Annotated in this window: 10 protein-coding genes; 1 reads left to right on the forward strand and 9 read right to left on the reverse strand. The window is 39.6% G+C overall.

From position 1 onward, the window contains the following. Positions 1-192 precede the first annotated feature (192 nt). The 5 genes from ACZ41C_RS05355 to ACZ41C_RS05375 all read right to left on the reverse strand — a co-directional run bounded on the left by ACZ41C_RS05355 (position 193) and on the right by ACZ41C_RS05375 (position 3,477). Positions 193-522 carry a 2Fe-2S iron-sulfur cluster-binding family protein gene (locus ACZ41C_RS05355; protein WP_138256993.1) on the reverse strand — a complete coding sequence of 110 codons (330 nt, stop codon included), beginning with the start codon at positions 520-522 and terminating at the stop codon, positions 193-195. A 42-nt stretch (positions 523-564) separates the two neighbouring features. Then, positions 565-918, reverse strand: a complete 354-nt coding sequence (locus ACZ41C_RS05360; protein ID WP_138256992.1) for a four helix bundle protein — start codon at positions 916-918, stop codon at positions 565-567. A gap of 39 nt (positions 919-957) precedes the next feature. Further along, positions 958-2,016 (reverse strand): NAD(P)/FAD-dependent oxidoreductase, encoded by a 1,059-nt coding sequence (locus ACZ41C_RS05365; RefSeq protein ID WP_464564863.1) that lies wholly within the window; start codon positions 2,014-2,016, stop codon positions 958-960. Between the two features lie 67 nt (positions 2,017-2,083). After that, positions 2,084-2,323, reverse strand: coding sequence for a NifU family protein (locus tag ACZ41C_RS05370; protein ID WP_138257341.1), 240 nt, complete (start codon positions 2,321-2,323; stop codon positions 2,084-2,086). 11 nt (positions 2,324-2,334) lie between these two features. Further along, entirely contained in the window at positions 2,335-3,477 is a 1,143-nt protein-coding gene (locus ACZ41C_RS05375) for an Mrp/NBP35 family ATP-binding protein (RefSeq protein WP_464564864.1), read from the reverse strand. 201 nt (positions 3,478-3,678) lie between these two features. Between ACZ41C_RS05375 and ACZ41C_RS05380 the strand changes: the two genes are divergently transcribed. Further along, entirely contained in the window at positions 3,679-5,352 is a 1,674-nt protein-coding gene (locus ACZ41C_RS05380; protein ID WP_464564865.1) for an amidase, read from the forward strand. Here ACZ41C_RS05380 and ACZ41C_RS05385 read toward each other — a convergent pair. From ACZ41C_RS05385 to ACZ41C_RS05400, 4 genes are all read right to left on the reverse strand, one after another. Beyond that, positions 5,349-6,014: an ABC transporter ATP-binding protein gene (locus ACZ41C_RS05385; protein WP_154918021.1), complete on the reverse strand. Its 666-nt coding sequence runs from the start codon at positions 6,012-6,014 to the stop codon at positions 5,349-5,351. The genes ACZ41C_RS05380 and ACZ41C_RS05385 overlap by 4 nt on opposite strands. Positions 6,015-6,218: 204 nt before the next feature. Next, positions 6,219-8,612 carry a hybrid sensor histidine kinase/response regulator gene (locus ACZ41C_RS05390; RefSeq protein ID WP_464564866.1) on the reverse strand — a complete coding sequence of 798 codons (2,394 nt, stop codon included), beginning with the start codon at positions 8,610-8,612 and terminating at the stop codon, positions 6,219-6,221. A gap of 197 nt (positions 8,613-8,809) precedes the next feature. After that, a complete protein-coding gene (locus ACZ41C_RS05395) occupies positions 8,810-11,218 on the reverse strand; it encodes an FtsX-like permease family protein (RefSeq protein ID WP_464564867.1) in 2,409 nt (802 codons plus the stop codon). Between the two features lie 32 nt (positions 11,219-11,250). Next, entirely contained in the window at positions 11,251-13,665 is a 2,415-nt protein-coding gene (locus tag ACZ41C_RS05400) for an ABC transporter permease (protein WP_464564868.1), read from the reverse strand. Positions 13,666-13,728 lie beyond the last annotated feature (63 nt).

The raw sequence follows: 13,728 nt of genomic DNA on the forward strand, positions 1-13,728 counted from the left end.
TGGTAAAAAGTATACAACCTGACCGTTCGAGCGCAGTCGAGAACTATTGGTAATCAAAAGTTCAAGTACAAATTCAATAGTAACTATCCTGATAAGTAATTTCTAGTTTCTAGTTTCTAGTTTCTAGTGCAAATTTAAATTTTCGCTTGGTCTTGAACTTGACTCTTATATTTGAACTTGAATTTGAATTTATTAGAGTTCCTCAGGTGCAAGCTCCACTTCCAAGCCGTCCATAGCCTCCGTAATATGCAATTGACAACCTAGTCGACTATTTTCGCGTACGTTGAACGCCTCCGCTAACATCGCTTCCTCATCATCACTTTTCTCCGGTAATTCATGGTCAGATTTTACATAGCATTGGCATGATGCACACATGGCCATACCGCCACAGATTCCAATAGTTCCTTCAGGAGCCAATTCATAAGAGCGTACCACTTCCATCAGGTTCATGTTCATATCTGTGGGTGCGTCTATTTCGTGGAGGACACCATCACGGTCGATTATTTTGATTTTTATATCCATAAAGGGGTTAGGGGTTAAGGGTTAAGGGTTAAGGGTTAAGAACTAATAATTTTTCATGGAGTTGATTAATCCATAAATCCTCCTTGAAATTTCATTGGAACTATCTATTAACTTTTGTGTTTCGCTACTATTTAAAAAGTTCAACCTTTGAGATAACCAAAGCCTAGATCTAACCTCACTTTTAGAACTTGTGGCAATGTAAAGAAATCTTATGAAATCAATATTGGTTTTTCGGTCAAAACCCTCTCCTCTATTCTTGGAAATTGAAACGGAAGCCTTGAATATCTGGTCTTTATAGAAGTAGTCCTTTAAGCCTGAAAAGGATTTATATTTCGAAATTGCAAAATCTTGTGATTTTTGCCACACCACTAAATCCTCATATTTTTGAACGGTCATTATTACTGAACTCTGCTTCCTAAGTACTACTTCCTAAAATCAATCAATCGCTTTTATTACTGCCTTGGGAGCTTCTTTTTTGGAACCATCAAAACCACTAACACCCCCCACAGTGGTATATTTCATCACGTATTTTTTATCTGGGAAAATTCTTTGATAGGCACTTTGGCACATTAAAGTGGCTTCATGAAAACCACAAAGAATCAGTTTTAATTTACCGGGGTATGTATTTACGTCCCCAATGGCATAAATTCCTGGTACATTGGTCTGGTAGTCAAACGTATCTACTTTAATGGCGTTCTTTTCTATTTCCAAGCCCCAGTCCGCAATAGGTCCCAATTTAGGGGACAATCCAAAAAGCGGAATGAAGTTATCCACATCTAAAGTAATATCTTCCGCGGCATTTGAAGTCTTTCGGATCACCACGGATTCCAGTTTTCCGTTCCCGTTAAGACCAACGATTTCCCCTGGTGTTATCAAATTTATCTTTCCTTGGTTCTTGAGATGCTGCACTTTCTCCACAGAATCCAAAGCGCCTCGAAACTCGTTCCTTCTATGTACCAAAGTGACTTCAGAAGCTACATCGGCCAAGAAAATACTCCAATCCAGGGCGGAGTCCCCGCCACCTGCTATGACAACGCGTTTGTTTCGAAAGGCTTCTGGATCCTTGATAATATAGGAAACCCCATTGTCCTCGTAATCCCCAAGGTTCTCCAATAGCGGTTTTCTTGGCTCAAAACTACCTAGTCCGCCTGCAATGGCTACGATTGGGGCATTATGTTGGGTTCCCTTATTGGTGGTAACAACAAAAGAACCGTCCTCCAATTTTTCAATGGTTTCAGCCCTTTCGCCCAAGGTAAAACCGGGTTGGAAAGGCCTGATTTGTTCCATGAGATTGTCCACCAAATCCCCAGCAAGAACTTCCGGAAAACCTGGAATATCATAGATGGGCTTTTTAGGATAAATTTCGGAACATTGTCCACCTGCCTGTGGCAATGCATCGATTAGGTGACACTTTAATTGTAATAATCCTGCCTCAAAAACGGCAAAGAGGCCTGTTGGACCGGCCCCTATAATAAGTATATCTGTTTTAATCATGAAAAGCGCTATTAGCTAGCTAAACTACTTTCGGGAAAGCTTAAAAATTATGACTTTTATCAAGTTATCAATCCACATTGATAACCTCCTCGATTTGGGGGGCATACTTTTTTATGGTCATTTCCACACCACTTTTTAAGGTCATCTGATTGACACTACAGCCTACACAGGCGCCGTGAAGTTTTACCTTGACGGAATTTCCATTATCAATCGAAATCAAGGAAATATCCCCACCATCACTCTGTAAAAAAGGTCGGATTTCCTCCAATGCCTTTTCCACTTTTTCCTTTAAGTCGTCCGAAGTCATTGTTGTCATAACTACTTCTTTTTAACGGCAGAACAACCTGCCATTGTCGTTATTTTAATCGCCTCTGTGGGCGGTATATTTTCATTCCTTTCCACTACTTGTTGAACTACATTTTTTGTGAGTTCCTCAAAAGCGGCCTCAATAGGCGTAGCGGTCTGTAAGGCTGCCGGTCTCCCTACATCGCCGGCCTCCCTGATGCTTTGGACCAACGGAATCTCTCCTAAAAAAGGAACGTTCAAATCTTCCGATAGATATTTGGCACCTTCCTTTCCAAAGATGTAATACTTGTTCTCCGGAAGTTCGGCAGGAGTAAAATAGGCCATATTTTCAACAATTCCTAAAACCGGTACGTTAATGGAATCCTGTTGGAACATAGCTACCCCTTTTCGTGCATCGGCAAGGGCCACCTCTTGCGGCGTACTTACCACGACAGCTCCCGTTACCGGCATGGCCTGCATGATGCTCAAATGGATGTCTCCAGTTCCGGGAGGCAAATCCAATAACATAAAGTCGATTTCACCCCAATAGGCATCGAAAATCATTTGGTTCAGCGCCTTGGAAGCCATGGGTCCACGCCAAATTACGGCCTGATTGGGCTGGGTAAAGAATCCAATGGACAATAATTTTACCCCGTAATTCTCAACAGGCTTCATTTTGGATTTTCCGTCCACATTCACCGCCAAAGGTTTTTCCTGGGCCACATCGAACATGATGGGCATTGACGGACCGTAAATATCCGCATCCAACAGCCCTACCTTGAACCCCATTTTGGCCAAGGTCACGGCCAAATTTGCGGTTACGGTTGATTTGCCAACGCCTCCTTTACCGGAGGCCACCGCTATGATATTTTGAATTCCCGGAATGGGCTTCCCTTTTATTTCGTTCTTTTTTGAAGGCGTGGCCGGGGCATCTACCTTGATGTTCACCTTTATCTTGGCTTTCTCGTATACCTCCCTATGGATTGCCTTGAGAATTTCCACCTCCGTTTTTTTCCTGGCCTGAAGACTCGGGTTTTTTATGGTAATATCCACCTCGACCTCATCCCCAAAAATCTGTATGTTTCGCACGGCCCCGCTCTCCACCATATTATGTCCTTCACCTGGAACCGTAATGGATTCCAAAGCCTTTAAAACCTCCTTCTTATCTATCATCATTATGTAAATTCATTCTAAACAACAAAGATAATCCTTAGGCTTGAGATAAGGAAGCTATTACATTGAAATTGAAGATAAAACGATAGGAACAGTTTATAGGGTAAACCATTCAAATTTGGCTACAAAACATTTTAACTACCGATTATAAATACCGAATCAGTGTAATGTAGTATTTTAGGCCAAAACCAATACTGACTATCCATGCGGCACACCCTCAAAAGAAAACCCTTCCTTTTAGTATTTTTCATTTTTGTCTTCCTGATGTATGCCTGTGGAGGGACGAAGCGCGAATTCAACAAAAGGGACGTAAAGCGAGCTCAGAACTTGGTGGGCGTTGCCTTTACCAAAAAACAGCTTGATACACTTTATCCGTATTTGGAACGCAATAGGGAAGGATTCGACTCGCTACGAGCCTACGAATTGGATTATACGGTATTCCCTGCTATCAAATTTGATCCGCTGCCCTTGAATTTCGTCCCAAGGCCGCAGGACTCCTTCCCTATTTGGGAGATTCCTAAGGGTGTTGAACTACCTGCCAATAAATCCCAACTCGCCTTTTATACCATACCACAACTGGCATCGCTCATCAAGTATGGAAAAATAAGCTCAGTAGCATTGACCCAGTTTTTTATGGACCGAATCAAAAAATACGACGGAGTACTCCAATCCACCATCACCATTACCGAAAAAATGGCCATGGAACAGGCCGAAAAAATGGATGCCGAATTGCAAGCGGGAAAATACCGTGGAATTTTACACGGTATTCCTTATGGCGTAAAAGACTTGATTTCTGTAAAAGGATATAAAACGACTTGGGGAGCAGAACCGTATAAGGAGCAGGAGTTCGATATGACGGCCACCGTAGTCGAAAAACTTCAGGATGCCGGGGGCGTATTGATTGCGAAACTGGTATCCGGTTCCTTGGCGCGTGGTGATGTATGGTTTGGTGGGAAAACTAAAAATCCATGGGATATTAAAGAGGGCGCAAGCGGTTCATCCGCAGGTTCAGGGTCCGCCACTTCCGCGGGGTTGGTTCCTTTCGCCTTGGGTACCGAAACTTTGGGAAGCATTACTTCTCCCAGTACCCGTAATGGCATTACAGGGCTACGCCCTACCTACGGCCGGGTGAGCAGGTATGGCGTTATGAGCCTGAGTTGGTCCATGGATAAAATTGGCCCTATGGCCAGAAATGCGGAGGATTGCGCCATTGTCTATAGTATTATTTCGGGAAAAGATGCCATGGACCCCACTACTACGGACTATCCTTTTGGGTTAGACAAAAACAAGGATGTTACTACCCTTAAGGTAGGTTATCTGAAAAAAGACATCGACAAGGACACCTCCAAATCCAAGGACAACATGGTAAAGGCATTGGAGGTTATTAAAAAGATGGGTGTGCAAATGGACTCTCTGAAATTGCCGGAAGATGTTCCCTATAGTGGTTTCGATATCATATTAAGGGCCGAAGCGGGGGCCTTTTTTGATGACCTGGTACGTTCATCCGACGTAGACAAGATGGTGGAACAGGACCAGCGCTCCCGAGCGAATTCCCTGCGCCAGGCCCGGTTCATTCCCGCTGTAGAGTATCTTCAGGCCAATCGGCATCGGGAAGTCCTGATCGAGAAAATGCACGAACTGATCAAGGACTATGATGTAATTATCTCCCCCTCCTTCGGAAACAGACAATTGGTTATCACGAATCTGACGGGACATCCCGTTATTTCCATTCCAACGGGTTTGGACAAAGACAAACACCCGACCAGCATCACCTTGGTTGGGAATCTGTATGACGAGGCGAGTATTCTTTTATTGGCAAAAGCGTTCCAAGAACAAACGGAGTTTGATGAGATGCATCCGGAAGGGTATATGGATTAAACCTTCCTGCCGTCCAACAAATTGATAATCCGGGAACCGTAAGCAGCGTTTTTTTCTGAGTGCGTAACTTGAATAATGGTAACACCTTCCTCTTTATTCAGTTTCTTGAAAAGCTGCATTATTTCCTCGCTCTGTTGTGAATTGAGGTTTCCAGTAGGTTCGTCGGCCAAGATGAGTTTTGGATTGGCTATCAAGGCCCTGGCAACACCCACCAATTGTTGTTGCCCTCCACTTAATTGTGCCGGAAACAAATCCTTTTTGCCCACAATATTGAATCGGTCCAACATATCGGCCACCATGGCCTTCCTTTCGGAACCTTTAAATTTTTTATACAATAGGGGCATTTCCAAGTTTTCCTGTACCGTTAAATCATCTAAGAGATGATAGGATTGAAAAACAAAACCGATGTATTCCTTATACAGGTTGGAACGATGCTTTTCCTTTAAGGTGTGCACAGATTCATCCAAGAAATTATATTCGCCCTCGTCAAAGGTGTCCAACATTCCTATAACGTTCAATAAAGTTGACTTTCCAGAACCCGAGGGGCCCATTACGGAAATGAATTCACCCTCCTCGACTTCCAAATTAATGTCCTTTAAAAGGAAAATTCGTTGGCCGCCCGAATTGACCCACTTAAATATATTTTTTAGTTGCAGTAACATATGTTTAGTTGATTTTACTTTACAAAATTCCTATTTAAAATAAAATCTTAACCACTATTGTACCAAAATTTAATTATTTGATTTTTAATTATATAAGAAAGAAAATAAATTTTAAATGGTAAAATTTTTTTACAGGTAGTGTAAAAATATTTTACATTTATAGATTTTACCCAATGTACTTAAGCCCAAGTGAACACCAACCTACTAACTTGCTTTTTTGAAAGTTAAGCTCCTTGAAATTTTCCTATAGACTAGTTTGCAATTGATAGGTTTTGTAGCATAATCATTGACTCCTAGTCTAAAAATTTCTTTTCTAGTCTTATCGGTACTGTCCGCCGTTAAAACAACGATGGGAATATTTGTAACTTTAGATGAAACCTTGCCTCCCCTTATCATGGCAATTGCCTCAAAACCGTCCATGACGGGCATTTGAAGATCCATCAAAACGATGTCGAAATCCTCTCGGCAAAGTAAATCGAGACCTTCTTTACCATTGTTGGCGATGCTAAGTGTTGTATTTTTCCACTTTTTAGCCATTAATTTAATCACCTGTTGGTTCATTTTATTATCCTCTACCAATAGAATACGGGCACCGTCCAAATCATAAGCTTCTTCTTCGTCCTTATCTACTAGGGTGGTATTCAATTCCGCATCATACCCCAATACTAGATTGACGTTGAATTTGGTACCTCCGCCTTCATTATTCTTTATATCTATCGTGCCATTATGTAAGTCTACATAATTCTTCACAATAAATAAACCCAACCCTAACCCACTGAACTCTCTTTTATCCAAAAAAGACTTTTTGGTGAACGCTTCGAAAATAGTGCTCATTTTCTCTTTGGTAATTCCTGTTCCAGAATCGGAAACTTCAAGATTCAAATAGAATTTTGATTCTTCCTCTATTCTATATCTAAGAATAAAGGTAACTTTTCCAGTAGACGTGAATTTAATGGAATTGTCCAATAAATGATCTATTATCCTAATCAATTTTAATCTGTCCCCTATGATTCTTCCGGGTAAATTGGAAGGGATATCGATATTGAAATCCAGACCTTTTTGTTTTGCTTTTAGCTGGTTTTCGTCCAGCACTTTTTGAATTGCCGTTGATATATTAAAGGGGCACTGCTTCAATTCTTGATTTCCTTTTTCAATAACTGTAAAGTCCAGAATGTCATCTATATGACCCAATAAGTTTTCGGAGGAATTCAGGATTAGTTCACATTTTTCACCAATCTCCTTTTCCTGTTTTTTCTCCTTTAGGGAATGGGCTACACCCATTATTAGGTTTAATGGCGTTCTAAGTTCATGGCTAATGTTGGATATAAAAGAGGACTTAATTTCGTTCATATCCTCAGCACGTTGCAAAGCCAATAATTGGTTTTTCTCATTTTCCATACGCAGTGTACGTATTCTTTTGCTCATGGATATGGACAAAAAAGTGATTTCCAAACCAATACCGAATTTGGCCCCGTTATCGGTAAAAAAGGAACTCTCAACGGCATTGAAGTTGTTAAGAATAAAAACGATGAAACCGAATACCAAAAATGAGATACCCATCACAAAACTTGGGTCTACGGATATTTCTTTTTTTCTATAATAAACCAATGTAGTTAGAGCCTGGACCAACACGACGAGACCAATGGCATTTGCAATGGGGTAGGTAATTGACAAAAATCCTGGTATTACCACTAAGGCTCCCAGAGCTATTAAAATTACCAAACACATACCTAGGTAAGAATTGTAAAGCCATTTGTTCTGTTTTTTTACACCCAAAAATTCGCTTCCATATTTCACAAAAAAGAGCAAGGATAATAATGCGGTCAGTAAAACGGCGTAATTAGAAAGCCAACCTCCATTTGGCGTGATGTACTGGTGAAAAAAACCATCCAAGGAAAACTGCATCAATGCGATGAAAAATACATAAAGGCTGTAATATGCAAAGGCAACATCTTTGAGTCCAAAATAGAAAAACAGATATACTATAAATGCCATAAATAAAATACCATAAAAAAGCCCGTAGAACATTTGTTCCTTATAGGTGGTTTCCAAAAAATAATCCGTCGGAATCAAGTCTAAAGGAAGCATTACAACTTCCCCATCGCTTTTAAGATGAATAATCCCTGATAATGTACCATTTGATGGAATGAACACCTTAAAAACAGACTTACGATTCCGGACACTTTTTTCTTGAAATGGAATTACATCCCCACTTTTTTGTAAGGATATAACTTCATTGTGGCCAATTTCATAAAATGTAGCTACATCAGTTATTGGCCTTGCCGTTTGCAAGTATGCAAAAAGATCTTCGTTTGAAACATTTTCTATTTCAAATTTTATCCATAGATGGTCTTTTGTAAAACCATAATTGTTTTTAAAATCCTTTAGCGGCCTAAAATTTAAATTACCTTCATTTTTAAGAATGTAATCAATGCTATGAACTTCGTCACCAGCAACATACATTGTAGCATTGGATTTCAATGAGGTTATTACATTTAAATCTGTACTTACCTGTATTTGCGCGTTTAAAAAGGTTATACCAAATACAAGAAAAAGGAAAGTGATCCTAGTTGAAAATAACTGTTCTTTTGAAAGCATAAACGTAAGTAGGTTTTACAAACTTACCTTTGGGTAGCAAGTTTATTTTGGAAACCAAAGTACTATACCCTGATTTTTACAACTATTTAAAAAACGTGAGTTATGGTTTTATTGTACTTTTATTGGCTCTACGGTAAAGAAAACTCGTCGAAATAATCCCTAGCTTGTAAATCCTTATCTTTATAAGGAGTTGCCATCTATTCCGTTCGTAAACTTTTTACCGGGTTTGCCATTGCAGCTTCGATCGTTCTAGTCCCAATAGTTAAAAAAGCTATAGCCACAGCCAGAATACCTGAAACTGCAAAAAACACCCAGCTTAAATCAATCCTGTATTCATAATTTTCCAGCCATTTTTTAAGAAACCACCAAGCAATTGGAGAAGCAATCAAAAAGGCAAAAAGAACTAATTTTAAGAAATCCTTTGTCAGAATAAAGGTTATATTGGCCACGCTCGCACCTATCACCTTTCTTATACCTATTTCCTTCGTGCGTTGGGTAACTACCAGAATAGACATGGCAAAAAGGCCAATACAACTTAATATTATGGCTATTAGGGCACCACTGGTTATCAATAGAGCCATGGACTTCTCACTACGAAAGGTCCTATCTACATTTTCATCCAGGAATGAACCTAAAAAATCTGCATTGGGCTCCAGTTTTTTATAGGCATTCTCTACGGCCTCAAAACTATTCGCCATATTTGAAGAGGCCATTTTCACATAGGCATAGGTCAACGGCAAATCCTTACTCATATAAAATGTGATAGGTTCAATAGCTTTGTCCAAATCCTCAAAATGATAATCCTTAATAACACCTAATATTGGGCTTGTTTCATCACTGTCAATTGGTAGGGAAGCTGATAGGATATCCTCTTCGCCCAGTTGTTCGGCCATTTTTTCATTGATAAGAATTCCTATACTATCACCTATCCCGTTAAAGTTTCTGCCTAATGCCATTTCAAGTCCTAGGGTGGGCACATAATCAGGATCCACCACTAAAAAGTTTGTCCTTATAATTTTACCTTTGTAATCAAAGCCGATAACGCTCGATGATCGACTACCATCCTTGCCTCGGCCCAAATTGTTATCAGCACCGGAGACCTCCAAAATATCCGGATTGCCTCTTAGCTCATCCTTTAGCAAATTTAGCAGGGCATAACTCTCCTTTTTTCCGTTCAAAGGAAAGGAAAGCACATGAGCTTTATCATACCCCAAATCTTTGTTGCGCATATACTCTATTTGTCCCCTCAGCACAAGTGTACCTGTAATCAAAAGAATCGCAATACCAAATTGCACGACCATCAACATATCCCGTAACCTATTTTTACCGTTACTTTCCAATTTCCCCTTTAGGGATTGAATGGTTCCCAATTTGCTAAGTACTAATGCCGGATATCCTCCAACACTAAGGGTCACTAGTAGAACAATCGTAAAAGACAGACTCCAAAAGAGCGGTGTGGTTAAGGTATCTATGGAAGCTTGTGTACTAAAGGCGGTTTTAAAATCATCGAAAAGTAACAAACTGAGTAAAACGCCCATAATGGCCGAAGCCATAAAAATTAGAAAGCTTTCTCCCCAAAATTGAAAAAACAAGTGTTTTCTTTTTGCCCCAAGAGTCTTACGCATCCCTATTTCCTTGAGACGCTGGGAACTCTTGGCAAGACTCATATTTACGTAATTGACACAAGCAATGAAAAGGATTAGGAATGCGACGCCCATGATAAGATACGGCACACTTCTGCTTACCTCCGCATACCCTTTTCGGAAACTTGTAAAGTATTTGTCCCTTAACGGCAATAGTTTAATTTGCCTATATAATCCTTCCTCATTTGGGGAAGCCCCTGAATTTTTAGCATTCTCGATTACATCCTTATAATGAAGATTTACAAATGAGTTTGTGTTTTCTTCAAATTGTGCAGCCGTAACATTGTCCTCAAGTTCCACGTAAACAGAATGATATTGTTCATTCCAAGTTTCTTTGGTATCCAAATATTCTGGATTTCTTTCAAATCTTAAAGCGATTTCAAAACCCATTTTCGTGTTCTTTGGCAAGTCCTTGGCAATGGCCCCAACAGTGAAAGGTTCTTGTTTGCCATTGATTAAAACATTTATATTCTGTCCGATTACATCAGTCCTTCCAAACAGTTTATTGGCTGCTTCTTTTGTTAATACTACATCACCCAAATTTTCAAGAATATTACCGTTGACACCTTTTTCAAGCGGAAAACTAAACATGGTAAAAAAATCCTTATCCACCCAATTTGCATTTAGCATAAGTTCCTTTTCACCATTAATAACCAAAGACACATCTTCCAAAAGCCTAGTTGTCTTAGCTATTCCAGGAACTTCGGTTTTCAATGCTTCCGCAAAAGGTGTAGGTTGGCTAATACCTGCTTCTGAACCATCCTCGGTTTGCTGAACTATATAAACACCATAAATTTTTTCCCTGTTTTCATGAAAGTTTTCATAGGAAAGTTCATGAAAACCTGCCGTCGCCAATAAAATGGCCACTCCAAAGGCGGTGGTTAAACCTACCACATTAATGGTAGTAAAACTTTTGTCCTTCCAAAGATTTCTCCAAGCGATTTTTAAATAGTTTTTCAGCATGATTTTGTTTTACAATAAATGATTAAATAAATTTATTCCGCCCTTAAATTTTTCAAAGGTTTTAGCAAGGCGGCACTTATGGACTGATAGCTAATGGTTAGCAAGGCCACCAATAAAGCGATAAAGCCGGACATTAAAAATATATCCCACCCAATATTTATTTTATAGGCAAAATCTTCCAGCCATCTGTTCATCATATACCATCCTACCGGTACGGCGATTAAGATGGAGAGTAAAATCAACTTCATAAAATCCAAGGTCAGCAATTGATAGATACTTTTAAAAGGCGCCCCAAGTACTAACCGTATACTTATTTCTTTTTTTCGCTGTTCCACCAAAAATGCTGATAAAGCGAACAATCCAAGGCACGCCACAAGAATGGCGAACATTGTAAAACTGTTGAATATTTTTCCCATCCGTTTTACATCGTCGTGCATTTGGGCATATTCCAGGTCAAGAAATGTAAATTCAAATGTTTGATTGGGCACAAAATCATTCCATATACCTTTAATGTTCTCAATGACGTGATCACTTACGCCATTGGCAAGTTTCACGGAAACCATACTGGGTGCATTCCCCAATACCAAGGTTAGAGGCTCTATATCCTCCTTTAAATTTTTAAAATGAAAATCCTCCAAAACACCAATAATGGTCCAATCCTGACCATTATTTATCTGTTTTCCAATTGGATCATCCAATCCTAACTTTTTGGCCATACTTGTGTTGATTACAATGGCCGAGGAATCATTGGCAAATTCCTTGGAAAATCCTCGTCCACTTTTCATTTGGAGGCCTAATGTGTTTATATAGTCATAATCTACCCTCCAGATCTGTGCTGGAACGGACCTTTCCTCTGTTCCCGATGCTGATTTCCTAAAACTATTTCCATTACGCTTGGTTCCCTCAACCGGAAGATAATCACTGATGGATACTTCCTTTACCTCTGAAAGTCCCAATAACCTTTCCTTAAATGCCTGAGCCCGATTGTTCAATAGGTTTGCCCCCTGTACCACCAATACCTGTTCTTTATCGAAGCCTAGTTTTTTATCCAGGATAAAGTTCATTTGTTTGTAGATAATCAGAGTTCCTATGATCAGTACTACTGAGGTCGTAAACTGAAAAACGACTAGACCACTTCGTAGACTACCACTTTTACTTCCTATACTGAGGTTTCCCTTAAGGACATTCACAGGCTTAAAGGCGGATAAATAGAATGCTGGATAAAGACCCGCAAAAAGGCCAATCACCAAAGTCGAAACAACGATAATAGGTAAAAACCACCACGAAGCCCAAGGCATTACTATGCTTTTGTCAGCTATGGAATTGAAGTTGGGCAATAAAAGCCAGGCCAACAAAACCCCTATAAAAAATGAGATAAAACTATAGATTATTGATTCGGTCAAAAACTGGCTTATCAAATTACCCTTAAATGCCCCAACCGCTTTTCTGAGTCCAACTTCCTTTGCCCTATTGGCCGATTTTGCCGTGGAAAGATTGATAAAATTTATGACCGCCAACAAAAGAACAAAACCTGCTATAGCCGCAAATAACCAAACAAAGCGTATATCACCATGTTTGAGTCCGTCCCCCATTTTTATATCAGACTTCAAATGGATATCTCCAATGGGTTGTAGTTTGTACTCTAAGGTTTTCAATACTTCCATAAAATCCTCGCCCATCCCCCTTTCCATTTGGGCGGGAATAAAATAATCCTCCAATATGGCACCCATTTTTTTTTCAAGGGAAGGGATATTGGTGTTTTCATCCACTAGCACATAGGTAAAATAATTGGTTGTGGTCCAACTGGTATTTTTGTCTTCTATGACGAGTAAAAAATCAAAATCAAAATGGGATTTGATAGCGGGATTATTTTTTACAATTCCCGTTATGGTGTAGGGCTTGTCCGTGTTATCATCCAAAAACAAGGTCTTTCCTAGTGCATCGCCATTTCGGAAATACCTTTGGGCCTTTTCTTCGGTGAGTATTATACTGCTAGGGTTTTTAAAAACCTCATCCCTATTACCCTCCAAAAAGTCCAATTCCAATATCTCTACTGCCCGCTGATCGGCAAAAACAAAACCGTCGTCCAACATGTTTTGTGAAGACCCTTGAATCCTTAGTGCCCTTTTTCCCGCACCGAACAATTCGCTTGTATTTATTTTACCGGCTTTCTCAATTTCTGGATAGGTCGATTCCAAAGTTTCTGCAAAAAGTCTTTGAAAATGAACACTTTTCAAAACCTCTCCATCCATGGTTCCCTGCATTACCACCCTAAATATTCTATCCTTTTTTTGGTAGTGGCTATCATAGCTCAATTCATTATTTATAAAAAGGGCTATTAACAAGCATGCTGCTATCCCAATGGAAAAACCGCCTATTTTGATAATGGTGAAGAGTTTGTCCTTTTTTATATTTCGCCAAGCGATTTTTAAGTGGTTTTTAAACATACTATTCGTTTCTTGATGAGATGATGAACCTAGTTTTATTTTGTAAAACTAATTTCATGCCAC

Source organism: Maribacter sp. C-4077, from assembly GCF_055378385.1.

Excerpts from the sequence above, each read along its gene's own strand:
- ACZ41C_RS05355 (WP_138256993.1), bottom strand. The coding sequence starts at position 522 with ATGGATATAAAAATCAAAATAATCGACCGTGATGGTGTCCTCCACGAA.
- ACZ41C_RS05360 (WP_138256992.1), bottom strand. The coding sequence starts at position 918 with ATGACCGTTCAAAAATATGAGGATTTAGTGGTGTGGCAAAAATCACAA.
- ACZ41C_RS05365 (WP_464564863.1), bottom strand. The coding sequence starts at position 2,016 with ATGATTAAAACAGATATACTTATTATAGGGGCCGGTCCAACAGGCCTC.
- ACZ41C_RS05370 (WP_138257341.1), bottom strand. The coding sequence starts at position 2,323 with ATGACTTCGGACGACTTAAAGGAAAAAGTGGAAAAGGCATTGGAGGAA.
- ACZ41C_RS05375 (WP_464564864.1), bottom strand. The coding sequence starts at position 3,477 with ATGATGATAGATAAGAAGGAGGTTTTAAAGGCTTTGGAATCCATTACG.
- ACZ41C_RS05380 (WP_464564865.1), top strand. The coding sequence starts at position 3,679 with ATGCGGCACACCCTCAAAAGAAAACCCTTCCTTTTAGTATTTTTCATT.
- ACZ41C_RS05385 (WP_154918021.1), bottom strand. The coding sequence starts at position 6,014 with ATGTTACTGCAACTAAAAAATATATTTAAGTGGGTCAATTCGGGCGGC.
- ACZ41C_RS05390 (WP_464564866.1), bottom strand. The coding sequence starts at position 8,612 with ATGCTTTCAAAAGAACAGTTATTTTCAACTAGGATCACTTTCCTTTTT.
- ACZ41C_RS05395 (WP_464564867.1), bottom strand. The coding sequence starts at position 11,218 with ATGCTGAAAAACTATTTAAAAATCGCTTGGAGAAATCTTTGGAAGGAC.
- ACZ41C_RS05400 (WP_464564868.1), bottom strand. The coding sequence starts at position 13,665 with ATGTTTAAAAACCACTTAAAAATCGCTTGGCGAAATATAAAAAAGGAC.